We start from the raw sequence: 25,785 nt of genomic DNA, 5'->3' as shown, positions 1-25,785 counted from the left end.
AGTACTATGTTATTAGTACTATGTTATTAGTACTATGTTATTCGTATCATGTTATTCGTATCATGTTATTCGTTACCATGAAAGGAAGTTAAAACTTCTACTCTTTTCCATGAAGATAGCTAATAGGAACGTCGAGCCTATAAGGGGTACTTCACTTCTTTAGGGCTTGCCTGATTTCAGCTACTGCAATTATTCCTAATATTATTCAACTTGAAATCAGATTTGGTTCAGGTTCTAGGAAGTCAGCATGTACTCTCTGCCTGCCTTTGCTTTGAATACAATTGTATCAGCTTCCACTTGGCCATGTGGTATCTCAATCCACTTTGGTTGCAGCCCTTGTGGTTGCTGCTCTTGTCGTTGCTGCTGATGCAACTCTGGCCCTTCAGCCTGCGGTGTCCTCCATTCCAATTGCTCCTGTAGTCGCAGCCCTTCAGCGCCTGCCACACGAATACGAATCTCCCCGTCCTGATGCGGGCGGAGGACAGCATGTACGAGAGCCCCAGCCTTCCAGCACATATCCACCTCTACTGCCCCACGTGCTCGCAAGCCACGTATCTCTCCATCGGCCCAGGCTGTAGGCAAGGCTGGCAGGAGGTGAATGCAGCCAGCATGGCTTTGTAGCAGCATTTCCAGCACCCCTGCTGTAGCGCCAAAGTTGCCGTCAATCTGGAACGGTGGATGATTATCGAGCAGATTGGGTAGCGTCGACTGCGTCAGCAGAGCCATGATATTCTCTAGCGCCAGCTCCCCTTCCTCCAGTCGTGCCCAGAAATTAATGATCCAGGCCCGGCTCCAGCCGGTATGCCCCCCACCATGTGCAAGTCTGCGCTTCAATGTAGCTTTGGCAGCCTCTGCCCACGCTGGCGTATCCCGAATTGTGAAGCGAGTACCCGGATGAAGCGCGAAGAGCTGCGAGATATGGCGATGACCAGGCTCAGCCTCCTCGTAATCCTCCACCCATTCCTGTATCTGGCCATGCTTGCCTACCTTCGGCTGAGGTAGTCGTTCCCGAAGCTGATGCCATACTTTTTGTTGCTGCTGATCTACTTCCAGCTCGGTAGCCGCCTTAATACAAGCGCTAAATAGCTCATGCAATATTTGGCTATCCATGGACGGACCGATACATAACGTGCCTGAGGTGCCGTCAGGCAAGATGTACCTATTTTCAGGAGATACGGAAGGATTCGTCACCAGTTCACCGTTGTCAGTCTCGGTCAGAAAATCCTCAAAGAAAGCGGCCGCTTCCTTCAGCGCCGGATACACATCAGCCAAATACGCCTGATCTCTTCCATATTCATAATGCTCCCACAAATGAAGACTAAGCCACGCTGCACCCATCGGCCAATGTGTCGCCGGCAGGTAGATATCCTGAGGAGCTGTATCTGCCCATATATCTGTATTATGATGCGCCACGAAGCCACCACAATTGTACATCAGCTTGGCGGTATGTCTGCCTGGCTCCCTCATCCGCTCAATATGCTCCAGCAACGGTTCATGGCATTCTGCCAGATTGCCAGGCTCTGCCGGCCAATAGTTCATTTGGGTATTAATGTTGATCGTATATTTGCTATCCCATGGTGGCTGCATATGCTCATTCCAGATGCCCTGCAGATTCGCAGGCAGAGACCCTGGGCGACTGGAGGATACTAGCAAATAACGTCCATAATTCACGTACAAAGGAACTAGCCCCATGTCCGTCTCCCCCTGCTGGAGCCGTTTCAGCCGTTCGGCTGTCGGTAGATCATTTGCCGTGGATTGCTCCGCCGCAGACAGCTTAAGCTCTACGCGATCCATCAGTGCACTGACATCCTCGATATGGCGCTGCTTCAGAGCCTCATAGCTCTGCCCTGCAGCCTGGGCAAGTTGCTCCATGACCCACACCTCGGGGTCCTGATGCCGAAAGGTCGTAGCGGCTGCCAGCAGCAATGTGACCTGATCTGCATGCTCCACAACCAGATGCTCGCCAATCAGCCTTACAGTGCCACCATCAGCTATGACTCGCAGCCCCGTACGAAAATGTACAGCCCCTTCGCCACCACCATGCCCACGCATCATGAGCGTGTTCTCTTCCAGCTTCACATTCTCATCAAAGTATCGATTCTTCTGCCCGCGCATCAGTCTCGCAGTGAATCCGATGGCTCTTGGCGTAGAGGCCGTGAATCGGATAACAAGCACTTGATCCGGGTGACTTATAAAGTGCTCCCGCCTAAATGCTCCGTTCCCTACCTGATAACCTACTGTCACTATGCCCTCACGAACATCCAGATCCCTTCGATATTGTTCTGGCTCCTGTCCCTCACTGTCGAAGGTCAGTTTCAAATCTCCCAGAGGTGTGTAATGACGCTGATTCTCAGGTACGGCTGACAGCGCCATGGCAGCGAGCTGATGGGCAGACTCTAGCTGTCCGTCTCGTAGCCGTGTGCGAATCTCCTCCAGATGAGCTAGCGCATCAGGATTGTTCCTGTCCCTTGGCCCACCATACCAGAGGCTATCCTCATTCAGTGCAATGCGCTCCTGCTGCACATCACCGAATACCATGGCTCCCAACGTCGCATTTCCCAAGGGATAAGCCTCCTCCCATACGGTTGCAGGCCGATCCGACCATATATGACGCGCATAATCCAAGGGCTGGTGTAGCTTCATTTGCATCAAGATATCCCTCCACTTATAGCAGGCTGCATGCTATGACCAAGCGTGAAATATGAATAGATCATTGGCTTCCTTTCATATCTGCTGCCCGCTTGATGTAGCCCGTGTTTACCCAGGAAAAATAATATGGAATAATAATGCTACAGCCATTATTGTAAACGCTACCTTGACTGACGTCATCGCAGGATGTTGAGCAAAGATCAAAGGATATTGACCTACTTATCGTAAATTGGGGAAGGAGCATAACATTGAGTAGCTTTTGGGAGAGGAAACAGCACGTATGGACATCCGATTCCATCATGAAGGTGTGCACACCTTCGGATGCAGCCAAATCTATGTTTTTCTATGTTCAGGAAGTAGGGCATTTACACACCCTTCATCCATATTTCACCGAACGGGAGCATCTGAATTCCTACCTGATTATTTATACATTGAGGGGAAAAGGCGTCTTGACCTATCAGGGAGAGCGATATGAGGTGAACCGTCATCAGGTCCTGTTCATCGACTGTATGAGCTATCAAAAATATGAAGCGGTCGGAGAAGCGTGTTGGGAGGTTGCATTTGTACATCTCAATGGGTCTTCGATCGGAGGATACTATCAGCAATATAGCCTTCATAAGCTGCCAGTGCTGAACGTAGGAGAAGATTCAGGAATTCCCGAAATACTGCACGAATTGTTAGTACTCCAGAAGGAAAAGGGACTTCGGGCGGAAGCACTAGCCTCACAGCGGCTTACTGAGCTATTGACCCTACTCCTGCTGTATCCTGATCAGCACATCCATGAAGACCATGCCCCCCCACCTTACATCTCCTTGCTGCAGCAGGAGCTTGAGGAGCGCTTTACGGAGAGAATCACGCTGGAGGAGCTAGCTAGAGCATACTCCCGCAGCAAGTTCGTGCTGTCTCGCGAATTCAAGCGTTACATCGGGATATCACTGCAGGAATATATCATTCTTCATCGCATTACAGCGGCCAAAAATCTGCTTAAGCACACCGAATTAACCGTTACTGAGATTGCAGCACAGGTTGGCATAGACAATCCCAGTCATTTCATTAATCTGTTCAAGGCCCGGGAGGAGTTGACTCCCCTAGCCTATCGCAAGCGGTGGAACGAATATTGAGAGGGCATGGGACGTATGCCAGAATGTCAATATTCAATCGCGGTCTTCTGCCCCAAATTTCGATTAGAATCACGCAGCATGTCGCTGAAGCTCGGGGCAATATAATAGATAAAGTCCGGATCATGTACATAGCATATAATCTGTCCTAGAGTTCCCTGCTCCGAGGGATAGAAGTCCAGCATAAGATACAATGATCCCCCTGCCATCGTGGCGAACGGGAACCAGCGGCTATGGGAAAGAAACGGCTGCAGCTCGGGCTCAAGCTCAGCAATCTCCTCTGGAGTAAAATATTGCTCTAACGGCTCGTCCTCGCTGCAAAAATACGTCTTGACCTCTCTCATTTCATCCAGTGACATGAGATAAAAGGGTGAATATCTTGCATCCGGTTGCTCTTTGCCTGGATAGAGCACATGGAAGTGGTAGCCACTGCCATTCTTCTGTCGATAAAATGTACGAAAGTCCTCCGGCAGGCGAATTCCAAAGTCCTTCTCAAACTGGATCAGTTCATGCTCGCTTGCACCGGACTGACGAACATAGTCCTCATACATTTCACGAATCTCAGGGTCCTGTGCTTTTTCCTGAAGCAGTGTATCCAATTGGGCAATCAGCTTGTCCATCTCCTGCATGGTGGCCCTCCTCTGTATCTATCCTTTATATTTCTATACTGAACAGTTCTCCTTAACTGCTCAATCTCCTGCAAGGAATTAGGCCAATTCCTCCTGCAGTAGCTCCGTTCGAAATCCCCGACTATTCACGACGGTGATGCTGATGGCATCAAAGCCATTGCGTTTCACCTCATCGAAGCTGCATTTCTCACCCGTGATGAGCTCCATATTGCCCTCTTCATCTACTTCATCTGCGAATTCTTCATCCCAGTCGATGTTGTAATAGGCCGTGACGTAGATTTCGAAGGTGTCCTCGCCTTCCTCATCCACATAGGAAAGAAGCGGCCCGCGGCGGTTCTGCTGCGCCTCCGTCAGATCCTCACACATCATCGAATCATAGCCATGTCGGCAGCCATCAAAAAGCACCCACTGCTCCTGCGTGTCAGGATCTTCAGCGATGATAAGCTGTGGAGCCTGCTCTGTGCCTGCAATAAGCTCCTCCATCAGTTCACCATAATACAGAATATGAAAGCGTGTGCGATTCTGGCCTGGCGTAAACTGACCTGTCCACTCTTCTTCAATCCATTGTTCAGCATTGTGGGGGACGGCGAGTCCTGACAGATAGGCAGGTCCTTTACGGAGAGTGCCCTCTACCTTGTGCTCTTGTTCATTCATTCACGATTTCTCCTTAGGGATGGAAGCCAGCTTGCTGCACTTCAGCATGCTGGGAACCATCTTGAATATTAATCCATTTACTGATTGTCATGTGAAATAACAGCTCCAAATGTCCACACATGTGGACCTTAGCTACTAGTACCTTGCATCATAGATCAAGGTACTAGATCCGCAGTAGGAGCGCTGCGACGCCTGAGTGAGTGTGAGCATGAAGAGTCTGCTACGTTACGCATATACGGGATAGTCAGCCTCTTCTCGCCATCGTCTTACCATTGCAGCAGAAGTGTACGTACCCAGCAAAAGTGCACGCTACCTTGATTTTTTGAATCACACTAGCTATGATCCTCATCATACTCAGGGCGTCCATGCTTCGGCGGCAAGATACAGCCAGGGGGAGGGCCCAGAATTACCGATTGCTGAATGGGTGCCACGGCACGAGCATAGTCCTCGGCTGAGGCGCAATACGCCCGTTCAATGACCTCTGGAGGCGTGCAGCTCAGAAAATCCGAGCCCAATACGACATCCGGACTTGGCTCATCGAAGATGGTCAGCAGGTGAACACAGTCGGTCTCCGCAATGATCCAGTGAAACCAGCCTTTAGGCAGAACGGATACCTGCCCTGGTCGCAAATAATACGCCATGATCTTACGGGTAAAAGGATTGAAGACCGCCGTGACGGCCTCGCCACTAATCATGAAGATCATTTCAGTCGTATTCGTATGCCAATGCGGTTGAACGATCCCCCCTTTGGACATATGAACATTAAAGAATCCATTACGAATAGCCGGAAGCTGCTCTCCGAAGAGTTGGGTAAGATAATTGCAGGAATCCAGCTTGTAGTTCAGTACGGACGTAGAATCTGCTGCCAGGCTCAGATTCGGGGATTGCAATACAGGATCGATCATCGTACGAGTCCTCCTTGATCTGCTTTCCTGTACTGTATGCCTCCATCTGGGCATTTGACACCCTTCTCGTTGGCTGTGATCCTGTTTCACAGCTTGCCACGATCACAAAGCTTATAATTCAAGCGACTCTACTGTATGTCTGTCCACAAGCCAGACTGCTCCAATCTGCTTGAGCTCAAGTACGAGCCGAATCGGCCCCAGCATCTCATTTCGTGATTCCTGTACAACGCGTACAGTATCCTGCTCCGTGTTCTCGATCTCGTAGGGCTCTTCTTGGTTTAGCCATACCGGGGCCTCGGTCGCAATCAACCATATCATTCCATCTTCCTCATAAAAATAAAATGCGGTTAACGTCTTTGCCCATTGGGGAGACATCACGCTCTCAAACTCTGCCTCAATCTGCTTCAGAGAAGCATAAGGTGGGGAGCCATCATAGTATCCAGCCTCCCGGACGACCTTCATAAAGACCGTGCGATAATCATCTGCGATCTTCTCTACCTCGGATTTGTCCAGAGCAGCAACTGCCTCCGTCCCAGCCCCTCCAGCCGTATTAGAAGTTCCTTGCTCGACAGCCGCATTATCTTGAGTTGAAGCTGAAGCCTCCTCTTCAATCCCGGCCTCAGATGTCTCCGTAAGCGTGTTGTCTGTCCCCTCTAAGGACGTCTCCGGGTCAGCCTCTGAATCGACATGCTCTGTCAGCTCCGTATTTGACTCTGATAACCCCGCCTGTACAGGTGGCGCCTCCTGCTCAAATGACTGTGTGATTGGGGCGCAGCCCGCGAGCAGGAAGGTCGCAGTACTACAGCCAAGCCAGTATCTCAATTGGCGCAATGCAGTTGTTCTCTTGATCGTTGACCCTAGTGTACCTGATTCAATCATTCAAACTGCCTCTCCAGCACCTGCGAGTTAAAAGGACTCTTAAGCTTGTATGCATTCAGACGAGGCTTGCTGGCATTGTTATCGTATATGATCAGATGCTCTCTACTCTTAAGAATGATGTCAAAACGATGTCTTAAATCCTTTTGAATAATCGTGATGTAGTAGCTGAATTTATGATCTGATTTCATGTTTTTGGCAGACTTGATCAGTTGAACCTCATTAAAACCCTTCATAATTTCATGAATCGTCTCCGGATCGGTAATTACAATATCACGCTTCTCGCCTGGCTCGGAAGATAGTCTGGTCAGCTCCAGCGCCGTAATCTCTTCTTCCTGAATATAGTTGGCTACCACTCTCTTGAAGGATGTGAATTTTTTGCCTGCATAGACCATGATTGATACGGCAGCACCCAGAACCAGCGCTCCTGCAATAAAATACTTGTCATTCTTTCTCATCGTTAATTCCTCCTGTCTAGTTGCTGATGCTGTAGCCCACAACTCCAGCATAACCGAGCACAGCTACTTTCAGCAAATTTGCAGTCCAAACCTGCTAGTATTATCCATTTAGTATAAGAAGCTCATCCTCAAGCCACGTCCTGCTCTGCTCCAGTACCACCAGCTCTTCCGAAAGCAACCTTGCTTGCTCTGCGAGCACATCAGCGCCATCTGTCTGCTGCCAGAATCGACTCAGAAAGTGCAGGAATACGTCTGCCTTGCGTAGCTTCATTAATAACGGTAGTACACTTACCTCCTCGGGAAGCAGATGTACATGCTGCACGTAGCCGTGGCAGAAGTCATGAACAGCAATGCGTTCCTGCGCTTCTCCTAGCATACTGGACAGAATGACCGCGGGTTCCATTACCCGGATATCGCGAGTACAAAACTCAAAATCCAGCAGTGCCATCACCTGGTCTGGTCGCTCTGGATGTAACAGCAGATTGGAGGCATTCAGATCACCATGTACCCATTGCTGGGGAAGACTCTCCAGACCATGGAGGGCATCATAAATATCCACGCAGGTATCAGCCAACTGTCCTAGCTCTGATCGAACGTGCATCAGTTCAACAGGAGGACGGCTACAAAAATCCAGCACTCGCTCACGTGAGCATAATGGATAAGACTGCAGCAGGTTATAATACGGCGGATAAGCAGGGGCTCTCTCCAGACTCAGGTCAGCCAGCAAGCATGACAGCTGCCCGGTTGCCTCACCCAACGAACAAGCATACTCAGCATAGCCTCCCCTTGGTGAGACACCGTCAATATAGCTGAACAAGCAAGCATATTTGCCACTTCCGTCCGTAAGCTGTACCAGACTTGCTCCATGTTGTGTCAAAATCGGCGCAGGCACTCTATAGCTCAGTCCTGTCTGCTGAAGCGCTGTTAATACCGCATGCTCGAACAGAATCTTGTCCTTGTCCTGATGCGTGTCATAGATCCGCAGCACGCTGCGACAGCTGTCATTATGTATGAACCATGTTGTATTATTCCATCCACCTGACAGCTTGCTGGCCGTTCCACTGAATGCAGGCCAATGCTGCCGAATGAGCTCTGGGATCATTTCTGTACCGCCTTTTCCATAAATCTTATTGTTAAGCCTTCATTCGTACAAATCATCAGTACAGCTCATCTATTGTAGCTATAGTGTACCTTGCTTCCCCCTTGCAGCACAAGTGTTCTTATAGACGCATATCCATGAAAAAAGACTCATCCCGAGAGTCGGAATGAGTCCTTGATCACAAGAAGGTTTTCAAGAGTTTATTTAAGAGGTTATTTGGAAAATATTCAAAAAATAACTTAGAGCACCTTGCTCAAAAACGCCTGTGTACGCTCATGCTTCGGCTGCTGGAACAACTGCGCAGGAACATCTTCCTCGACAATGTAACCTCCATCCATGAAGATGACGCGATCCGCCACCTCACGCGCGAAGCCCATCTCATGAGTCACCACAATCATGGTAATCCCTTCATGAGCAAGATCCTTCATAACCTGCAGCACCTCACCCACCATCTCCGGGTCAAGAGCTGAGGTTGGCTCATCAAAGAGCAGCACGGACGGGTTCATAGCCAAGGCGCGAGCAATCGCTACACGCTGCTGCTGTCCGCCTGACAGCTGTTCAGGATATGCATCCCTTTTCTCAGCCAGGCCTACCTTCGCCAGCAGGTTCAAGGATGTCTTCTCATTCTCCTGCTTCGTCAGCTTCTTCACATATTTCGGCGCAAGCATGATATTTTCCAATACGGTAAGATGCGGGAACAGATTGAACTGCTGGAACACCATACCCACGTTCTCGCGAAGCTTATCAATATTCGTGCTTGGTGAGGTGACCTCTACGTCGCCAATAATCACCTTGCCAGACGTTACTTCCTCCAACAGGTTCAGGCAGCGCAGAAAGGTACTTTTTCCTGATCCCGAAGGACCGATGACACAGACAACCTCTTTCTCACGAATGGTCGTGGAAATATCCTTCAGCACCTCGTTGGCGCCAAATTGCTTTTTCAGATTTTGTACGACGATCATCGCGCCACGTACCTCCTTTCCAGAACACGGGAAATGCGGGATAAGATATAGATGATAATCAGATAGAAGACACCTACCGTTCCCCAAATCTCAAACGCTCGGAAGTTGGTGGAGATAATAATCTCACCACTCTGCGTCAATTCTGTAATGCCGATCGCGGACAAGAGGGACGTATCCTTAATCGTGACAATAAGCTGGTTAACGAACGCTGGCACCATCCGCCGTGTAGCCTGGGGCAGGATGACGAGCCTCATCGTCTGGAATTTGTTCAGGCCGAGTGAACGTGCCGCTTCGCTCTGCCCTTTGCTGATCGAAACAATACCCGCTCTGAATATCTCTGAGATATAGGCACCTGCATTCAGACTGATTGCGATAATCCCTGCTGTTTCTGCCGGAATACGCATATCCAGGAACACTGGCAAGCCGAAGTAAATGAAGAATACCTGCACCAGCAGCGGCGTACCCCGAATCAAATCAACATATACCGAAGAGATGAAGCGCAGCACCTTATTGGTAGATACGCTCATCAAGCCCGAGATCAGGCCAATAATGAAGGCAAAAATCAAGGAGATAACTACAATCTTCAGTGTGATGAGCGTCCCCTGTAGTAGAATGGGTAATGCGTCACCAATGACTTGCCATGAGAAATTCAATAGCTACACATTCCCTTCTATTTAGCAGATGTGCCCAGGTACTTGCTTACAATCTCATCATATTTGCCGTTTTCCTGTACTTTCTTAAGACCACTATTGATCTTATTCAGCAATTCCTCATCGCCCTTGCCAACCGCAATCCCGTAGAAATCACCATTCAGACGATCACCTACGATCTTCAGCTTGGAATTCGGGTCCACAGCGATCTTATAGGAAATGACCGGAAAGTCTTCAATAGTAGCATCCGCATTCTTATTCGCTACTTCCTGATACATGGATGGGCTATCGTCAAAATACTTCACTGTTGCTCCGTAGGTTTTCGCCAACTCGTCAGCCTTCGCTGCACCGGAGGTTCCTTTTTTGATCGCAATAACCTTGCCCTTCAGGTCTTCTGGCTTCGTAATATCCGTGTTGTCCTCATGCACAATCAGGGACAGACCTGCTTGATAGTAAGGCTCAGAGAAGTCTACAATCTGTTTGCGCTCATCCGTAATGCTGATGCCAGCAATCGCACCATCCAACTGCTTGGAGGTGATGGACGGGATAATCCCCTTGAAATCCATTGGCTTGACTTCAACCTCGAACCCTTCCTCTTCGGCAATCGCATGGATCAGATCAATATCAATACCTACATATTTGCCATCCTGCTGGAATTCAAAAGGAGGATACGTTGCATCTGTACCGATGACATACTTTTCAGAATTGCCTGCACTACCTGATTGATTTGCAGCACCGCATGCTGTTAGCGACAAAGCTAGAAGCGAAGTCAATATAATGGATACTGTTTTTTTCATGTGATAACCCCTTTTCCCGATTAGTATAGGTTCGGATCGAACATTCGACCGCATGAACTCTGCCTGCTGCATAGCTATCTGCTTCTCCCTTGCCTTCCCCGTGTCAGGTTCGTTTGTCTCTCTACGATTCTGTATGTGACATGAGGATTCCTGAGAGAAAGCTATACATGTGGCATTTCTTTGAACGTATTTTAGTGTCTGACCTACATCAACCGACATGATCCTACAAAAATAAGAGTCACAAATTATGAAATTAAAATTGACACACATCAGAAAAACCTCAAAAAAACACTCAAAATCCATAATTTCTCCCCATAATTAACACGAAAAGTGAATATAACTAACAATAAAAAATCTATTTTGTTATTAAACAACAAAAAAATCCAAGCAGCACACGAGAAATATCGTAAATGCTGCTTGGATTTGAAATTAGGTTATATGAATGACACGCTAGCCGTTCATTTTCTCCAGCGTCTCCATATAGAATACGTGCAGGAATTTTTTGATATTGACCTTCCCCTTATCTACAGGCTGGTCCTCCTCCATCGCTCTCATCTTCATTCTCACATCCTGAAAGTCGAAGTAGAGCGGCGCATAATGCTCAAACTTGGGATTACTGTAATCCGTGAGGCCGATGGATGCCATATTTGTCAGCGCGGCTAGAATGGTCCGGCGAATACGCTGCTCAATCGCTTTGGTCTCCTTCTCGACCTCCTTATCCGTATCTTTATAGGTCTGGGCAACAGCTTCATACAGCTCCTTAAGAGAAGGCAGCTCTGTCACCTGCTTATGCTCAATCATATACTCCATCATGGCCATAATGTCCTTACTGCCGTTCTCGCCAATGATGCCAAGATCCATCAAGAGCGGGCGACACACCTCGCGGACCGAACGACTCTTGGGTGCAGCCGGAGATTCACCAATGTTCAGCTTTGCAAGTGATTGTCGGATTTCCAGTAGATAGCGCTCATACTTCCACTGTTCATTGACTTTGCTGAGCACATGCTCCACCTCAACACGATTAATAGGCTTATGAATGAAAAATTCTATGCCTTGCTGGTAGGCAGCCCCGACCATGTCCTTGTTCTCTACCTGCGAGATCATGATAAATTTCCCCGTATAATCATTCGCCTTGAGCTTGGCAATCGTCTCAATTCCATCCTGATCCGGCATCAGCAAGTCCATGAGCACCACATCTGGCTTCAAATCCAGAATCAACTGGGTCCCTTCGAGGCCGCCGTTCGCCGTTCCCTTCAGCTCCCCCATGGAAGACTCCTCGATAATGTCCTCCAGCATGCTTCGGCTCACGATATCATCATCCACGATTATAATAGAAAGCTTCATTGGCACTGCCCTCCTTCATAATGCTGGCCTTCGGCAGTCTAGACACAAATGTCGTACCTCGCCCGTGCCGCTTCATATCTACCGTAATGCGCCCTCCCATGGAATGTACAATATCACGCACATGGGACAGGCCAATGCCCGTAGCCGCTATGCCAGCTTCATTGTATTTGGTTGTGTACCCGGGTTCAAATATAACGTCCTGCTTGGACTCATGGATTCCCTTACCGGAATCCGTCACAATGAAATATACATCATCTATCCGTTCGAGGACTTGAATTCGGATGTCCCCCGTATCATCAATAGCCTCTACTGCATTTGCAATAAGATTGTTCATCACTGTCAGCAATGCGATATAATGTGGAGAATCACAATCATATTGCTGCTCCTTGTGAATGTGGACGTTTTTACCCAGCATTTCGCTGTATTTCAGATTGCCCTTAATTGCAAAATCGAGCATTTCCGTCAAGCTCATATGCACGACCTTCTCACGATCGTAGAGCTTCACGAGACCAGCGAGAATTCGCTGTGAGTCCTTCTTCACCTCATGGATCTGCTGGGCAATGCCTAGCGTACGTTGACTATATTGCTTCAGCTCACTGGCTTGCAGCTCACGGTACAGCTCATAGCTTGCTGCTGTAATCTCTTCGATCGTATTCATGGCTTTTTGCAGATAAAATACCTCTCCATACAGCCCCGAGTTCACGTTCAGCATTTGCTCAATTCGCTTCTCCTGCTCCGCATGAATCAGTCTCATCTGCCGAATGCTGATGCTATTGTACAGCCCTGTGACAAAATAGCTCCGCAGTCCGGCTACCACAAGCAAGTACAGCCATTCCCGTAAATGAAATACATTCGTGCCGCTCAACACTCCGCGAACCAGTAGCTCCAGAATATTTGAACCGAAATCAATGGCTGTAATCCAGCCTCCGATCAGCAGGGGCTGAGAGATATGCAATCGACCCTTCAGCATCCCGAGCGCATAGGCAAAAGCAATGTAATATAACCCTGCACCCAAGTTATTCAGCATGCTGTCAAGAATGGATGGGGAGCTCGTCTGGACGAGCCAATCAATCGACTGAAAGATGAAGCTAACGATACCCGTCAGAATTCCTGTCTTGACATATGACAAATGAGGCATCATTAACAGAAAAAATAAAAAAATGCTTACCCCAAGCCCAATGCGAAACAGGTCCTCCTGAAAAGGATTGATCTTGAATTGCGCCCCAATGGCGGTAGCAAAAGCGACTATTGTCATTTGCACATTTTCATTTCTGACCCAGCTTCGTATCTCTTTCACCCACTATTTCTGACATTATGTATGGCTAGGCTCCATGTTTTCATTTTAGTTTTAATGTTATATATACTAACATAAACTTCCTCCATAAGAAATACTAAATTCAATATGCCAAACGAACCAATTACACTGTGACGCACCAACCACCACACATATCATGAATCTGGTGAACTCGTATGTTACGTAGACATCACCTTTGCAAGAGCAGCTAACTACAGCGGTAATACACTACAGTAATCAGATAGAGAGGAGCTAGCTCCTCTTGGACATAAGGTCGACTAGCGTAGTCGTTACATCAAGGGTCTTGGCATCATCGGTAGACCTGTTACTATCGTGCCCATGCATCACCCTTTTGTAACCTAATCCCGGTTCAGCAACTGCGCGTCGAACCACACATCCTCGTAATCTTCCGCAATTACAAAACGCCATCCTGGCGCAAGACCGAGATACTTCCTGATCTTGGGGTCCCATTCATCAATATGAACTACATGCAGCGGTGCAAAAAAATCATCGGCATCCGAATATTCGTCCGCCCATATATACCAGCCGGTCGTATCTCCTTCTGGTGGAAGACGCAGACCATGGATTGGCTCAAGCCCCTCCTTCACATTCCAGGCAATGCCCACCTTCAGATGGGCTTCACTCTCCATGTATTCCGCACCATATTTACGGCAGATGCTTAATTGCTCTGGTGTCGCTGCCTTTTCTTTCATGCTGGACCCTCACTTTCATGTACATACCTTAACCAGATCAACTTTCCATATAGAGCAGCTACTAGCATGCCAATTTAATATTCATCAGAGGAAGTAGTTTTTGTTATTTGTGATCCAGTATCTCTCTACACTGGGGACTCGATCTAGGAAGCTCTCATACGTTCCAACCCAGCCAGCTGGCACATAGTATTCAAATGAAGCGGGCTCGGGAAAAGCAGATATTAGATATTTTTCATCAAAATGAACGAGCAGAGCAGGTAAGTAGTCCGCTAAAGGACTTTCGACATCTGATTCCATCTCAACTGTATGTAGTAATAATTCTCTCAATTCTACTGTACTTACCTGAAAATCACGGATCTCATCTAAAAAACGTTCAGCAGTGTGTTCATCTAATATACCAATATGATAACGGTACGCATAATTCTCCTGATCTGGCAACTGGTATCCTTTGGCCAAATACGCCTGCTCCAATTTTACTAGATCCAGGAACCAATACTCCTTCTCGGTGACATACCAGCTCCATTTGTCCCTAAATATAACTGCCACTAATATATTCTCGCCATATTCGAGCCTTACTTTCAATACAATCACCCGCTCTCATATCTTCAGCACGGTATATGGAACCTATTCGACTACATTTTTCTGACTATTATTATAGCTGGATTTTTGTCTGCTGTCGTGAGGAATGCGCAGGTGCTAAGGCTGTGAGTAGAATACGCATGCTTTTACCGTCATATAAAAACAATTTACGACAAATATTTACAAACTAGTCTTTTTGGCCTATTGTATTAGTGACAGTATAAAATTAGCCAATTCCCCATCCGATGGGATACAAAGAAGGAAGAGGTTCTTTGAAAAAGATTACTTTATTCACACTTGTTCTCGCGTTATCTGCTGTGCTCACTGCATGTGGAGGCAAGACAGAGACAGGCAGCTCAGAGCAGCCCCCAGCACAAGCCCCGACTCAGGAAGCGCCAGCAGCTCAAGCAGTTGCAGAGACAGCTGCCGAAGAGCCTGTAGCTGAAGAGCCTGCTGCAGAGGAACCAGCAGCGCCTCAAGCGCAAGGCGATACTATGGCTGCTGATTTAATGAACGAATTAAATGCCGCGCTCGTTGATGGAGAGACTCTCGATCCCAAAACATATGATTTCCTTGTAGCCCATGCCGATCTGTTCCCAGCTACTACAGCTGAAGCCAAGAAAGAAGCTGCAAAGCTGGTTGACAAAAACGTGTCTTCAAGGCATCTTTTCAAAAATATTAATCCTTATCTAGACACGATGGTGACTGTAAGTGGTTATGTTCTTGAGATTACGGAGGAAGAATCCGCATACGGAACCATTGCCTTTATACATATCATTGACGAGAATGATAACTCCATTACTGGCATCTATAATAATGAAACTGGCGACATTCTGGATGGAGACGATGTGACCTTGCGTGGTGTACCGATTTCAAGCTTCTCGTTCGACAACGTTGGCGGCGGGACAACCAATGCTATACTGTTGGCAACCTCTACAGTCCAAAAAATGCAATAATCTCCAAGCCCTTCGGGGCTTTTTTTTGTGCAGTAAATCATGCATACATACATGCTAGTGATCACGGTACTCGTCTACATAATCCTCATCTACATAATTCCTCATCTACATAATTCTCTATATTTACTCCCCCCAAGCTTAGATCCTCACGTTCATAAAATTATGATTCACATTCCTGCAATCTTTTCAGTATGATAAGGATATTTAAGCGGTAAATTTAATATGTGCATGTATATAGGATCATGAAGTCCATCGGGAATCTGCAACATTTAGCAACCGATCCCTTGGATCGTGCGTATTATTCAATCATCTACGAAATGTGACTAATGACAGAAACAGAGGGATTACCTATGAGCAACGGATTTGTGGACCGAGTAGAGGCATGCTACCAGCAGTCTGAACAGCAAGCCAAGCACTACTTTACATTATTGAATGAACAGATGATGACTAAAGAATATATTCAGGCACTTACGCAGGATTTTGAGGAGTGGCAGCCCGATCATGTGCATGGTTCTTCGTCACGCTCCGGGTGGCTTAACTGGTCCCTTCCGAGTCGCAAAGCGATCACTACTACAGTCGAGACCCTGAAGACGCAGATCACCAAGCCCTCATTACGCTCGCCACGTGAGTATATCCAGTGGCTTCGTCATGCGGGCAAGCTGGATGCATATCTGCAGCGAAGCGTCTCGTACATGTACATGCGCGATCTGGGCAAGGATCTGACAGACAGCCGCACCCAGCATAGAATCGAGGCTACTGTAGCGGATATCAAGAAAACTCTGCTGCGACCGGAAAAGGATCAGACAGGCAGCTTCGCTAACGACCTGAGTTGGACGTCGCTGTATCGCTGGTCACAGAAGGAAGGCGTCGAACGCGCCGTAATCTGGGTCATGGATAAAATCAAGCGGGCGGCCGTAATGATCCCGGAAGGACTGAGTGCAGAGCATGCCCAGCGGAAGCTGATCAAGATCATCATCGGTGTCGTACAGCATGTGCTGGATGAACTGGACGAGAACACCCCGGCGGAGGAGCGAGCACGCAGGCTGGATGAGGCGATCCGGCTCGGCTACTCGTATGGGCTCACCTATCCATTTATTGATGACTTGCTAGATTCTACCGTACTGAGCCTGGCGGAGAAGGAACGCTATTCAGACATGATTCGCACTGCATTATTGACCGAAGCTGTACCTGAGCTTGAGCAATGGGACGGCCCCAATGCTGAACTGGTCCGCTATGTGCACTCCGAGCTAAGCGAGGCATTCGAATATATCCGACAGCAGCTGAAGCCGGAGCGGAGAATCAAGTTCTTCGAGCAGGCCTATGTTTTTTTTGAGTCCCAGCAACGGGATCGCATCAAGCAGCTGTCACACGCTCACTATTCCAATGAAGATCTATATCTTCCGATCATTCTTAAGGCAGCCTCCTCCAGATTAATTGTGCGCTCTGTCCTTAGTGCACCGGAGGATCAGGATTTCGAATTACGCACCTTCTATTATGGTCTTTATAATCAATTGGCCGACGATTTCGCGGATGCGTTCGATGACATGGCGGCAGGTGCGGTAACACCGTATACGTATTATTTGCAGCACCATGAAGCCCGTCCGGATCTGATCAATCCCTATGAGCTGTATTGGGCCGTTATCTTCTATCTGATTCATAAGGTATATAAAGTAGACCCGCAGACGAGAGAGATTATCCTAGATCGGGCTATCAACGGTCTGAAACGCCGCAAGGAGCGCCTCGGTGCAGACAAGTATGACGAGTGGATGAAGCCCTGGACCGCAGACTCGGCTGAATTCCACCAATACGTCCATGAGCTGGTCTCCCGTGCGGACGACGTGGATTTCTTCGATAAGCTGCTGCGAGACCAGATGGTCGAGTCGTTGAAGCGCGACCGTGAGGAGCAGGACCTCTTCCAGGAAAGAGTAGAACAGACCCGTGAAGAGATTCGCAGCAAGCTTCCGTTGGCCTCGTCTACAGATGAGCCACCTATCTCCGAGCTCTTGATGCAGACCGTGAACTACAGCCTGAACGGGGATGGCAAGCTACTGCGGCCCATTCTGGCTTCCGTCATGGGTGTGCACGAATACGGATTGGATGCGTCCGCGATAGCTCCGCTGCTCAGGTCCCTGGAGTACATGCACACCGCCTCCCTGATCTTCGACGACCTGCCTTCACAGGACAATGCGGATACCCGTCGCGGGCGCCCTACTCTGCACCGGCTATACGGCAGCGGCACTGCCGAGTTAACCGGGATCTATCTGATGCAGCGGGCTACAGAAGAACAAGCGGCCTTAAGTATACAGCATTTTGGCGCACAGCCTGTGCTGCAGCTCATCCGTTATTCCTCACGTAAAGCTCAGGATATCTGTATGGGTCAGAGCCTGGACCTGCACTCCAAGGGCGAACAATTAACGCTGGAGCAGTTAAATACACTGTGCTTTTACAAGACAGGGATTGCTTTTGAAGCTGCACTCGTCATGCCCGCTATCCTGGCACAAGTGGAGGAAGCTGAGATCGAGGTTCTACGGACCTTCGCCTACCATGCAGGAATTGCCTATCAGATCAAGGACGATCTGCTGGATGTAGAAGGAGATGGGGATTTGCTGGGTAAGCCTGTCGGTCAGGACACGGACAATCAGCGCTCCACCTTCGTATCTGTCCTTGGGCTGGACGGTGCGAGACAAGAGATGTGGGAACACTACTGCCTGGCAATGGAGGCCTTACGCGAATTGCCAAGACAGGTACCCTTCCTGAAGCACTTGGCCGGATTTATTATTCATCGTCAGTATTAATACGTACTTCGTAAGGTCCACGAACGGACAGTCATAGGATAATGGACAAATTCGAAGGGGAACAAGTACCTGCATAGCGTAATAAACAAAACAGCAGCGCGATAGGAGTCAATGGAGACAGATACCCATGGGCTCCTAGCGCGTTGCTGCTTCTACGTTTGCTGGACCACTTGTTGCGTTGCTGATCTATGTTTGTCGTCCTCCTACCAGTTGCATGCTGTTCCCTGCTGGATTTTCATCGAATGGAAGGGCACATGTTTGGGCATCCCACTCATCACTCAGGTCTGTCATCCGTCAAGACATGTAAACTTCAACTTCACATTAGTCTATCGTGTTGAAGTACTTCTCTAATTCTTCTAATTCATATTTATCATTGATCTCTCGTCTGGCGATATTCTCAATGATCTTCTTCAGATTCTCAAGCGTCACCCTGTGCTCAGAGCCATCTTCATTATCAACAAGATACACAAAACGATCCTCTTCGTTCCTATAAATATACAGATCATTACTAAATGAATTGAAGCTATCCGTATATACCAGATCATCATTAACGCAGTAAAATTCTTGGAATCCTGCCAGACCTCGTTTAATTTCTCTTGTTCTCCATTTTACCTGATCTTCTCTTGCGCTCATTGAATAGTCCTCCCCATTATTAGTTAATTTGTATGCAACTCACGGATAATAGAGCCAGTAGTCGTTTTGCCTGTCCACTGGAACCGAAAAATACAAATAAAGGTAATTTAACCTAACGTCAATTCTTGGTCAAACTTTTGGTCAGTATTATTTCCAGTGGTTCATTCTCCAGCAGTAAACAACCTGCATCTTTATAGCCAAGTCTTCTATAAAAATGTTGAGCTTCTTCATTGGACTGTGTTGAGGTCATAACCAACTCAAATCCTTTTTGGCTCATCAACTCTTCCCAATACTGGACAACTTTCTTACCGATCCCCGCTCCTCTGTACTCCTCATCAATCCATATCATATTCATGAATGGCGTGTTGTCCCAAAAAAATCCGTATCTCATCCACCCTATTGCTTGATCAGCATCTCTAATGATTAGAATTTCATTTTGATTGATTTTGGTTCGTATAAGCGACTTATGTATGTGCTTGTCTTTTAACAAAATATACTCATCATCTGATTCGATCGCAAAATCAATTCTCATCGCAGAGTCTCCCATTTCCTTCGTAGTGGAGTATTGATTACAGACATCCCTTAGCTTTCTTGATTTCTGCCAGAGCAATTATTCCCGATCTTCTAAACGACCCTGGTCCATTAGGCATCACTTCTTTATCATATCTGTCACATAATTCAATGAATTCATTTAAAATTTCGCCACGCAATTGATTTATTTTGGATTCGCTATTCCGCAAATGCATAAGAAATAAATGAGAGAGAGTTCCAATACTCCTTGAAAACGTAACGCTCATTCCATTCATTGTCAGCTCATGTTCAAGCTCGTCTGTAGTGTAGGCTTTAAACATTGGGATTGTGCATAACATGTCTGCATTCTCTTCAAATTGCTCTTTACTCCAATATCCGTTTTCAAACATTTCGTATACCGCAGGAGACATTTTATTGAAAGACTTTAGGCTATAATTCATCCAAGTAGCTATCATACACGATTTATTCGAGACGGTAATGAGTAATTTTCCATTCGATACTCGGCAGCTTTCACTAATAACCTTGCCCGCTTTATGTCCAGAAAAAGAAATTGCGCCATCCATATTCAACACAAGATCAAATTGTCTATCTTTAAACATAAACAGGTCACTGGCATCCGCTTCGATGAAATGAATGTTTGTTAATCCCTTCGCATGCTCTCTTGCAGCATCTAACATATTCGGAGAAATATCCACATGTGTAACATCAAATCCCTCCCTTGCTAATGGAATTGAAAATGCCCCTGTGGCTCCACCGATGTCTAATATTGTCTTGACACCATCAAGGTTGTGCCTAATCTCTTTCCAACGCAGCATTCTATTGATTAGTTCGTCATCCACATCATTTTCTTCAAGGTCTGCAATGCTGTTCCACCATGAAACGATATTGTTTGAACTGCTCATCTTAACCCTCCTTCGAAATTGAAAAGGATTGCTGATCTAAGAACTACCCTATGATTTCACCCTCCCAGTTAACGATTTGTATTTCTTTATCTTCCAGTAGGCACCAATCAATGATTTCACCGATTAACTTGGGAGTGATTATTTCATCATTCCATGTCGGTGCTAATACTCTCCTCCACCCTATGTAGTCTTTCTCGCAGCCTACAAATTCTTCTCCTATAATCACAATGATGGGCGTTTTGTTCTTAATGCTATACTGTCCTACCTCGTAGGTGACTAGAAGCTTCTTATTCTCTGATACAATATGTAATTTGATGATCCCTTCGTCATCCATATCCGGTTCAACATACCAATAGAATAATCTATTGGAGCGTATGATCTTGCGTTTGTATTTTTTTCTTATTCCTATTGTTCACCTCAAGAAGCTACTGTACACAGAATGTCCCGTGATTACTCTCTATTCCTGTATTCGATAATGTGTGCATGCGGTCATAGTTCAAATATTTATTAATGACTCCATCTATTCGTGCTTTTATCATGAAAGTATTAATTGAGCATTCTGAAGTCTTTCATCCTTGGAAGCCTTTTGGACTTGCTGAATTCCAAGTTGAGTTAAAGGAACTAGATCCCTGCCATGCCCCTTAAGCTTATACCTCTCATTAATCTCCCAATCTGGTTCACCATGACGAATAAGATAAAAGGTCGTCATAGTTCTCATCCTTTTTTTGAAATCTCCTAGTATCACCAACAAATACTTTCTATTTCATGTCCTCCCATTCTTCTCTTAAGACTCCCATCCGGATTGAATCATAATATTCATCATTGTAGAATCGGCATTTCCGAAGTCTTCCTTCTAGCTTCATTCCTAGTTTCTCTGTTACTTTTATCAACACCTCGCGTACCGGGTATGAATGATCTCTCTTGCTAACCCAAAATTCTTCTGCCCGACTGAGCCGTTATCGAATGGTGATTATACATTCCAGCTCTTTATAAAATTCATTTGGTCCTTCGTGAATACATACCCGCGATTTTCATAAAATCTGTGGGCACTTTTTCGACTTGGATGAGATAGCAGTTTTATTCCAGCATACCCGTTGTCTTTCGCCCATTCTTCAAGACGATCTATTAACCTGCTACCAATCCCAAGATTTCTGAATCTTTCTTTCACGACAAACCCCAATATATTAATTAGCGAATCGGAAAATAGCAATTCATAGGGATTTCCATGAATATATCCTATTACCTCGTCGTTGTGTTCATACACAAAAATGATATCTTGCGTTCTGTTACATATAATTTCAATTTTCTCTTTTACTCTCTCTTCGGAAAATAGCCCCAAATTAGGATTGAAGTCTTGATTCAGCAAATAAATATCATGATAATCATTCGTTTGAATTTCCCTGACTCTACCTGTTATCATATCTTGTTATGCCTCTTTTCTTGAAATTAATCCTTTTGGCAACTGCCCCAATCTATTGACCAAGTGACGATAGCCTTCTATGTAAATGTAAAGTTAGTCGATGGATTACCTTCTCGGATATGTTTCATGTTATTTGGCGGTTAAGTGAATAGTACAATTGTATAGTGCACAATCCCATCTAACTTGCGATTTATTTAAAATGGTTACCGATGTATTGTCGAGATGAACCTCTGTATCCACATGCGGAATTAGTTTCTTCAAGGTCCGTCCGATTAGGGCTGCATGACTTATGATCAATACTTTTTTGTCGGGATGTCTTTCACAAATATCCATGATGCATTTCATTCCTCTTGCGACGATCTCATCGTTTGGTTCTATGCCGAGATCTAGCTTAGACCAGCCGTAACCCCACTTATTAACTCTTTCTTGTTCAGTGGTTCCCTCAATCAGTCCACCGTTCATTTCTCTTAATCGCGGGTCGGTTTTTACTTCAATGTTCTTAATTCTTCCCATCATTTGTGCTGTTTCGAGCGCTCGTGATAAGTCACTTGAATAGATGTAATCCCACTCCTCGTTCTCCATCCTCTTAGCTAGCAATTCAGCTTGTCTTCGTCCCTCATCATTTAAAGGTATATCCGTGTGTCCCTGTGCTCTGTATTCATAGTTCCAATCGGTTACGCCATGTCTTACAAATCCGATCAATGTCATACTCTCTCCTCCTTCATTTCATTTTATGTTTATTAGAATGCTCTCGGTCTTTTGTCTAATACTATTGTATTCACCAAATCCATCTTTGGCAAAAAAAGTATGATGAAGCGCTTTCGATAAATCGAACCTCCAACAGACCAAGAACACCCGAGGATTCCCGACTTATTGGCAGCATTATTGAACCAAATTACTAAGTTCTTCTCGAATCTCAGGATTCAGCCCCTTATTCCTCAACAAGTTTCTTATTAAATGTTTATCCACAATGTCTCTATATGCCTGTAGGTGATTTAAGATTAAATTGGATTTTTCTACTCTTCCCATCAAATGATAGGCTACATACCAGATTTCAGGGCTGGATACCTTTATTCCACTCCATGATCTATTTACAACATGAGATACAGGTAACTGAATGAGCTCGCTTCCAGTATGAAAAGCAAAACCACCAATGATATCTATTCTTAACGAAGTAATATGTATTCTGTATTTACTCGCAAAAGGGTAGTCTCCACTTTCCAGCTCTATCCAATCATATCCGTCTATAGCTTTAAGCAATAGATTCTTCGGACAATCAACTATTAAGTCCCAATCATTTACTGCATCGGTTAAACCTAAATAATATAACATCCCACTTCCACCTAGTGAATACGCTAACTCATTCTCTTCGAATCTTCTTATAATTGGCAAAATTTCTTGATGATCTAACATTGCTCACCCTCCTATATATGCCACAATCACTTATAACTTTCCTTTCCTTAGAGCCATTTCAAAAATGTTGTATGGCTGAGCTCAATGTTATTGTTCTTTGCCCATTATTCCGATTAAGCAATCGCTTTGAATATAGATCCGCCTTATATCGTTAGCTGCTATTTGATTATGATTAATAATCAAAACTTCACTATGGTGAAATAATAGTCTGGGTTTAAGAAATCTCCTTGCAGCAGCTATGATATTAATAAGCAGACAGATCATAATAATTGTTAAAAAAAGAAACTTATAGGTCCTGTTAGTAGCTGTATACACATTGAACATGCATAATACAGCCAGAATTGACATGCTAATCATTAACTTCATATTTAGAGGATATCTTATATAAGCTTTCATGGATAGAAGCTCCTGTTTGGATATTGTAACTGATTGCATATCACGCTTTATAATCACTCTCTAATATCGAAAATAAATAGGAATCATGAAACTTCCCTTTAGCCCATATATGTTCTCTTAAATGGCCTTCTTTTTTCATTCCAATTTTAGTTAACACCTTCGCTGAACCAATATTACCAGGACGACATGTTGCATACACTCTATGCACTTTGAATTTTTCAAATGCCAACTTTAAAAGCGCTTTTGATGCCTCACTTGCATACCCATTTCCCCAGTAATCTGGATGAAAGCAATAACCGATTTCAGCGTTTAGCTCTTTAATATACATTCCGCATCCACCTATGAATTGATTGGTATCTTTCAGTATTACGGCGAATTCAAAATCGGTTCGGTCATTTGTTCGTTGCTTTTCAAGTTGTTGGTTCACATATGATTTTGTTTCGGCTTCGTTGTTTGGTCCCCAAAGCATAAATTCAGTTACTTCAGGATTAGACGCATATGAATGCACATCTCTCCAATCCTCGATGACGAGGTCACGAATGATTAATCTAGATGTCTCAATAGGCATCATAGATCCTCCCTAGCGTTTATTTTCCTAGCGTTTATTTTTTACATTTAACGAATTGCCAGGCTAAGTGCGACAGTTCCTCAGAAAAGGATTCGCGAGGGGTTCTCCAGCCCAAAGGCGATCTCCATGGGCAAGGACGATCCGGCATAGAATCGCTATGGCGCAGACATGTATTGCGCTCGATGAAAGTGGGCACGCAGCCCCTGTCTTCCCCCGAGACGACCGCATCGCGCTCCCAAATAACCGAAGGCTTCACGGGAGCAAACCTCTTTCGGACGCTGAGAAATAGCCTTGCCCACGGCTAACTTGCATTAACATCCAACATATATTGCTTCGGTACATAAATTATTCAAATGCACTTTATTGGAACTTCCTTGCGATCAGCTCGCCTTAGCGAGCTTTGTGCCGCGAACCGATGCGGCAGCGTATATTACAAGTGCTGTCCAAATGAGTGCAAAGCCGATGAGCAGGACAGACGAAACCGATTCCTTGAACACAAATACGCTCAGTAATAGCATGATCGTTGGCCCGATGTATTGCACGAAGCCGAGCGTGGATAACGGCATGCGAGCGGCCGCTCGGGCAAAAAAGAGCAGCGGCAGCGCCGTTACTACACCTGAAAGGAGTAATTCGATGAACATGGACGGAGGCAGCGTCCATGCCGTCGCCTTTCCTGTGGAGGCCAAATAGACCCAGTATCCGAGCGCAACAGGCAGAACTACAGCTGTCTCTGACAGCAAGCCTACAGAAGCGTCCTGAACAATTTTCTTTTTCGCGAGGCCGTACAAGCCAAATGACGCAGCCAGTGTGATCGCAACCCACGGGAACCGTCCGTAGTCAATTGCGATAATGAGCACCGCGGCGCCAGCGACGGCAATCGCGATCCATTGACCACGATTGGGCTTCTCACGAAGGAAGACGACCGCTAGCAACACATTCAGCAACGGGTTCAGATAATAGCCAAGGCTTGTCTCAACGACGTGGTTGTTATTGACAGCCCAGATGAAGATGAGCCAATTAGCAGCGATCAGCAGTCCGCTGGCGGCGAGGGATAGCAGGAGCGAGCGACTCGTCACAATTCGCTTCATGTCACTCCAGCGGCGCTGAATGGCGACGAGAACACCCATGAAGACAAACGACCAGACAACCCGATGTGATAGAATCTCGCCTGCTGGCACCTCATTAAACAACTTCCAGTAAAGCGGGAGAACCCCCCACATGATATAAGCGATAATAGCGTTAACTAACCCGTTATTCATAATCAAATTCCTTCTTCCCGTTCCGATGTCTGAACGTATTATGCGTTGTGCATATACTCTTTTACATTACCATATAAGTTCCAGATTAGGACTTGGTCCTCGTAAAATTTAATAAATTGCGGTCTTTCTTGCTTCAAAAGCATAGATCATTCATCCAGTTCTTTACTCCTACACCAATAAATCTG

The 25,785-nt window shown here is 46.1% G+C and carries 26 protein-coding genes and 3 pseudogenes; 3 read left to right on the top strand and 26 right to left on the bottom strand.

All coding sequences use genetic code 11. The features are described from left to right. Positions 1 to 234: 234 nt before the first annotated feature. Positions 235 to 2,649, bottom strand: a complete 2,415-nt coding sequence (locus tag K331_RS0125855; RefSeq protein WP_028592528.1) for a glycoside hydrolase family 95 protein — start codon at positions 2,647 to 2,649, stop codon at positions 235 to 237. 248 nt (positions 2,650 to 2,897) lie between these two features. On the opposite strand from K331_RS0125855, the gene K331_RS0125850 reads away from it, so the two are divergent. After that, positions 2,898 to 3,770, top strand: coding sequence for a helix-turn-helix transcriptional regulator (locus tag K331_RS0125850; protein WP_036635967.1), 873 nt, complete (start codon positions 2,898 to 2,900; stop codon positions 3,768 to 3,770). Between the two features lie 26 nt (positions 3,771 to 3,796). Here K331_RS0125850 and K331_RS0125845 read toward each other — a convergent pair whose 3' ends face one another. From K331_RS0125845 to K331_RS0125785, 13 genes and pseudogenes are all read right to left on the bottom strand, one after another. Continuing rightward, a complete protein-coding gene (locus K331_RS0125845; protein ID WP_084165581.1) occupies positions 3,797 to 4,396 on the bottom strand; it encodes an SMI1/KNR4 family protein in 600 nt (199 codons plus the stop codon). Positions 4,397 to 4,474: 78 nt separating this feature from the next. Then, entirely contained in the window at positions 4,475 to 5,050 is a 576-nt protein-coding gene (locus tag K331_RS0125840; protein WP_028592525.1) for a hypothetical protein, read from the bottom strand. Between the two features lie 332 nt (positions 5,051 to 5,382). Continuing rightward, positions 5,383 to 5,955: a cupin domain-containing protein gene (locus tag K331_RS0125835; RefSeq protein ID WP_028592524.1), complete on the bottom strand. Its 573-nt coding sequence runs from the start codon at positions 5,953 to 5,955 to the stop codon at positions 5,383 to 5,385. 111 nt (positions 5,956 to 6,066) lie between these two features. Beyond that, the gene (locus tag K331_RS0125830; protein WP_028592523.1) at positions 6,067 to 6,834 is read right to left on the bottom strand and encodes a hypothetical protein; all 768 of its coding nucleotides are present in this window, start codon (positions 6,832 to 6,834) and stop codon (positions 6,067 to 6,069) included. Beyond that, a complete protein-coding gene (locus K331_RS0125825; RefSeq protein ID WP_028592522.1) occupies positions 6,831 to 7,289 on the bottom strand; it encodes a hypothetical protein in 459 nt (152 codons plus the stop codon). Before K331_RS0125825 ends, K331_RS0125830 begins: the two co-directional genes overlap by 4 nt. A 100-nt stretch (positions 7,290 to 7,389) precedes the next feature. Continuing rightward, on the bottom strand, positions 7,390 to 8,391 hold the full coding sequence (locus tag K331_RS0125820) for a phosphotransferase (RefSeq protein ID WP_028592521.1): 1,002 nt from the start codon (positions 8,389 to 8,391) through the stop codon (positions 7,390 to 7,392). 236 nt (positions 8,392 to 8,627) lie between these two features. Next, complete coding sequence (locus K331_RS0125815; protein WP_028592520.1) at positions 8,628 to 9,350, bottom strand: amino acid ABC transporter ATP-binding protein; 723 nt, start codon at positions 9,348 to 9,350, stop codon at positions 8,628 to 8,630. Next, positions 9,347 to 10,003 (bottom strand): amino acid ABC transporter permease, encoded by a 657-nt coding sequence (locus tag K331_RS0125810; protein WP_018883044.1) that lies wholly within the window; start codon positions 10,001 to 10,003, stop codon positions 9,347 to 9,349. The genes K331_RS0125815 and K331_RS0125810 overlap by 4 nt, the downstream gene beginning before the upstream one ends. A 17-nt stretch (positions 10,004 to 10,020) precedes the next feature. Continuing rightward, positions 10,021 to 10,797, bottom strand: a complete 777-nt coding sequence (locus tag K331_RS0125805; protein WP_028592519.1) for a transporter substrate-binding domain-containing protein — start codon at positions 10,795 to 10,797, stop codon at positions 10,021 to 10,023. Between the two features lie 450 nt (positions 10,798 to 11,247). Next, positions 11,248 to 12,141, bottom strand: coding sequence for a response regulator (locus K331_RS0125800; protein ID WP_028592518.1), 894 nt, complete (start codon positions 12,139 to 12,141; stop codon positions 11,248 to 11,250). Beyond that, positions 12,113 to 13,396: a sensor histidine kinase gene (locus K331_RS30610; RefSeq protein WP_051290050.1), complete on the bottom strand. Its 1,284-nt coding sequence runs from the start codon at positions 13,394 to 13,396 to the stop codon at positions 12,113 to 12,115. The genes K331_RS0125800 and K331_RS30610 overlap by 29 nt, the downstream gene beginning before the upstream one ends. A 401-nt stretch (positions 13,397 to 13,797) precedes the next feature. Next, a pseudogene (locus K331_RS0125790) lies at positions 13,798 to 14,148 on the bottom strand (immunity protein Imm33 domain-containing protein); the annotation flags it as partial. A gap of 84 nt (positions 14,149 to 14,232) precedes the next feature. Continuing rightward, positions 14,233 to 14,730 carry a hypothetical protein gene (locus tag K331_RS0125785; RefSeq protein WP_028592516.1) on the bottom strand — a complete coding sequence of 166 codons (498 nt, stop codon included), beginning with the start codon at positions 14,728 to 14,730 and terminating at the stop codon, positions 14,233 to 14,235. 269 nt (positions 14,731 to 14,999) lie between these two features. Here K331_RS0125785 and K331_RS32550 point away from each other — a divergent pair, with 269 nt between their 5' ends. Together K331_RS32550 and K331_RS0125775 are read left to right on the top strand one after the other, a co-directional pair. Continuing rightward, positions 15,000 to 15,683 carry an LptM family lipoprotein gene (locus K331_RS32550; protein WP_211237361.1) on the top strand — a complete coding sequence of 228 codons (684 nt, stop codon included), beginning with the start codon at positions 15,000 to 15,002 and terminating at the stop codon, positions 15,681 to 15,683. Positions 15,684 to 16,033: 350 nt separating this feature from the next. Beyond that, entirely contained in the window at positions 16,034 to 18,478 is a 2,445-nt protein-coding gene (locus tag K331_RS0125775; RefSeq protein WP_028592515.1) for a polyprenyl synthetase family protein, read from the top strand. A 321-nt stretch (positions 18,479 to 18,799) separates the two neighbouring features. Here K331_RS0125775 and K331_RS0125770 read toward each other — a convergent pair whose 3' ends face one another. The 12 genes and pseudogenes from K331_RS0125770 to rarD form a co-directional block, all read right to left on the bottom strand. Further along, the gene (locus K331_RS0125770) at positions 18,800 to 19,111 is read right to left on the bottom strand and encodes a hypothetical protein (RefSeq protein WP_028592514.1); all 312 of its coding nucleotides are present in this window, start codon (positions 19,109 to 19,111) and stop codon (positions 18,800 to 18,802) included. A gap of 118 nt (positions 19,112 to 19,229) precedes the next feature. Next, positions 19,230 to 19,643 (bottom strand): GNAT family N-acetyltransferase, encoded by a 414-nt coding sequence (locus K331_RS0125765; protein ID WP_028592513.1) that lies wholly within the window; start codon positions 19,641 to 19,643, stop codon positions 19,230 to 19,232. Positions 19,644 to 19,680: 37 nt separating this feature from the next. Beyond that, positions 19,681 to 20,544 (bottom strand): class I SAM-dependent methyltransferase, encoded by an 864-nt coding sequence (locus tag K331_RS0125760; protein ID WP_028592512.1) that lies wholly within the window; start codon positions 20,542 to 20,544, stop codon positions 19,681 to 19,683. Positions 20,545 to 20,587: 43 nt separating this feature from the next. After that, entirely contained in the window at positions 20,588 to 20,878 is a 291-nt protein-coding gene (locus tag K331_RS0125755; RefSeq protein WP_226383694.1) for a hypothetical protein, read from the bottom strand. A gap of 201 nt (positions 20,879 to 21,079) precedes the next feature. Next, positions 21,080 to 21,253, bottom strand: coding sequence for a histidine phosphatase family protein (locus K331_RS0125750; RefSeq protein WP_156897725.1), 174 nt, complete (start codon positions 21,251 to 21,253; stop codon positions 21,080 to 21,082). Between the two features lie 49 nt (positions 21,254 to 21,302). Then, positions 21,303 to 21,434, bottom strand: a pseudogene (locus tag K331_RS32870) (GNAT family N-acetyltransferase); the annotation flags it as partial. An 80-nt stretch (positions 21,435 to 21,514) separates the two neighbouring features. Continuing rightward, positions 21,515 to 21,964 (bottom strand): GNAT family N-acetyltransferase, encoded by a 450-nt coding sequence (locus K331_RS0125745; protein ID WP_028592509.1) that lies wholly within the window; start codon positions 21,962 to 21,964, stop codon positions 21,515 to 21,517. 129 nt (positions 21,965 to 22,093) lie between these two features. Then, positions 22,094 to 22,672, bottom strand: a complete 579-nt coding sequence (locus K331_RS0125740; protein ID WP_028592508.1) for a histidine phosphatase family protein — start codon at positions 22,670 to 22,672, stop codon at positions 22,094 to 22,096. A gap of 174 nt (positions 22,673 to 22,846) precedes the next feature. Beyond that, positions 22,847 to 23,377 carry a hypothetical protein gene (locus K331_RS0125735; RefSeq protein ID WP_028592507.1) on the bottom strand — a complete coding sequence of 177 codons (531 nt, stop codon included), beginning with the start codon at positions 23,375 to 23,377 and terminating at the stop codon, positions 22,847 to 22,849. Between the two features lie 436 nt (positions 23,378 to 23,813). Then, positions 23,814 to 24,344, bottom strand: coding sequence for a GNAT family N-acetyltransferase (locus K331_RS0125725; RefSeq protein WP_318842598.1), 531 nt, complete (start codon positions 24,342 to 24,344; stop codon positions 23,814 to 23,816). A gap of 31 nt (positions 24,345 to 24,375) precedes the next feature. After that, a pseudogene (locus K331_RS33250) lies at positions 24,376 to 24,649 on the bottom strand (hypothetical protein); the annotation flags it as partial. A gap of 72 nt (positions 24,650 to 24,721) precedes the next feature. Continuing rightward, a complete protein-coding gene (gene rarD, locus K331_RS0125720; protein ID WP_028592504.1) occupies positions 24,722 to 25,600 on the bottom strand; it encodes an EamA family transporter RarD in 879 nt (292 codons plus the stop codon). Between the last annotated feature and the right edge of the window lie 185 nt (positions 25,601 to 25,785).

Source organism: Paenibacillus massiliensis subsp. panacisoli DSM 21345, assembly GCF_000426545.1.
Lineage (GTDB): Bacteria > Bacillota > Bacilli > Paenibacillales > Paenibacillaceae > Paenibacillus > Paenibacillus panacisoli.
Note: the sequence above shows the minus strand (reverse complement) of the source record. Positions and strands in the feature narration are given on the sequence as shown.

What these genes read in the sequence shown, in the direction of transcription:
- K331_RS0125855 (WP_028592528.1), bottom strand. Translation starts at nt 2,649, where the DNA reads ATGCAAATGAAGCTACACCAGCCCTTGGATTATGCGCGTCATATATGG.
- K331_RS0125845 (WP_084165581.1), bottom strand. Translation starts at nt 4,396, where the DNA reads ATGCAGGAGATGGACAAGCTGATTGCCCAATTGGATACACTGCTTCAG.
- K331_RS0125840 (WP_028592525.1), bottom strand. Translation starts at nt 5,050, where the DNA reads ATGAATGAACAAGAGCACAAGGTAGAGGGCACTCTCCGTAAAGGACCT.
- K331_RS0125835 (WP_028592524.1), bottom strand. Translation starts at nt 5,955, where the DNA reads ATGATCGATCCTGTATTGCAATCCCCGAATCTGAGCCTGGCAGCAGAT.
- K331_RS0125830 (WP_028592523.1), bottom strand. Translation starts at nt 6,834, where the DNA reads ATGATTGAATCAGGTACACTAGGGTCAACGATCAAGAGAACAACTGCA.
- K331_RS0125825 (WP_028592522.1), bottom strand. Translation starts at nt 7,289, where the DNA reads ATGAGAAAGAATGACAAGTATTTTATTGCAGGAGCGCTGGTTCTGGGT.
- K331_RS0125820 (WP_028592521.1), bottom strand. Translation starts at nt 8,391, where the DNA reads ATGATCCCAGAGCTCATTCGGCAGCATTGGCCTGCATTCAGTGGAACG.
- K331_RS0125815 (WP_028592520.1), bottom strand. Translation starts at nt 9,350, where the DNA reads ATGATCGTCGTACAAAATCTGAAAAAGCAATTTGGCGCCAACGAGGTG.
- K331_RS0125805 (WP_028592519.1), bottom strand. Translation starts at nt 10,797, where the DNA reads ATGAAAAAAACAGTATCCATTATATTGACTTCGCTTCTAGCTTTGTCG.
- K331_RS0125800 (WP_028592518.1), bottom strand. Translation starts at nt 12,141, where the DNA reads ATGAAGCTTTCTATTATAATCGTGGATGATGATATCGTGAGCCGAAGC.
- K331_RS30610 (WP_051290050.1), bottom strand. Translation starts at nt 13,396, where the DNA reads ATGACAATAGTCGCTTTTGCTACCGCCATTGGGGCGCAATTCAAGATC.
- K331_RS0125775 (WP_028592515.1), top strand. Translation starts at nt 16,034, where the DNA reads ATGAGCAACGGATTTGTGGACCGAGTAGAGGCATGCTACCAGCAGTCT.
- K331_RS0125770 (WP_028592514.1), bottom strand. Translation starts at nt 19,111, where the DNA reads ATGAGCGCAAGAGAAGATCAGGTAAAATGGAGAACAAGAGAAATTAAA.
- K331_RS0125765 (WP_028592513.1), bottom strand. Translation starts at nt 19,643, where the DNA reads ATGAGAATTGATTTTGCGATCGAATCAGATGATGAGTATATTTTGTTA.
- K331_RS0125760 (WP_028592512.1), bottom strand. Translation starts at nt 20,544, where the DNA reads ATGAGCAGTTCAAACAATATCGTTTCATGGTGGAACAGCATTGCAGAC.
- K331_RS0125755 (WP_226383694.1), bottom strand. Translation starts at nt 20,878, where the DNA reads ATGGATGACGAAGGGATCATCAAATTACATATTGTATCAGAGAATAAG.
- K331_RS0125750 (WP_156897725.1), bottom strand. Translation starts at nt 21,253, where the DNA reads ATGACGACCTTTTATCTTATTCGTCATGGTGAACCAGATTGGGAGATT.
- K331_RS0125745 (WP_028592509.1), bottom strand. Translation starts at nt 21,964, where the DNA reads ATGATAACAGGTAGAGTCAGGGAAATTCAAACGAATGATTATCATGAT.
- K331_RS0125740 (WP_028592508.1), bottom strand. Translation starts at nt 22,672, where the DNA reads ATGACATTGATCGGATTTGTAAGACATGGCGTAACCGATTGGAACTAT.
- K331_RS0125735 (WP_028592507.1), bottom strand. Translation starts at nt 23,377, where the DNA reads ATGTTAGATCATCAAGAAATTTTGCCAATTATAAGAAGATTCGAAGAG.
- K331_RS0125725 (WP_318842598.1), bottom strand. Translation starts at nt 24,344, where the DNA reads ATGATGCCTATTGAGACATCTAGATTAATCATTCGTGACCTCGTCATC.
- rarD (WP_028592504.1), bottom strand. Translation starts at nt 25,600, where the DNA reads ATGAATAACGGGTTAGTTAACGCTATTATCGCTTATATCATGTGGGGG.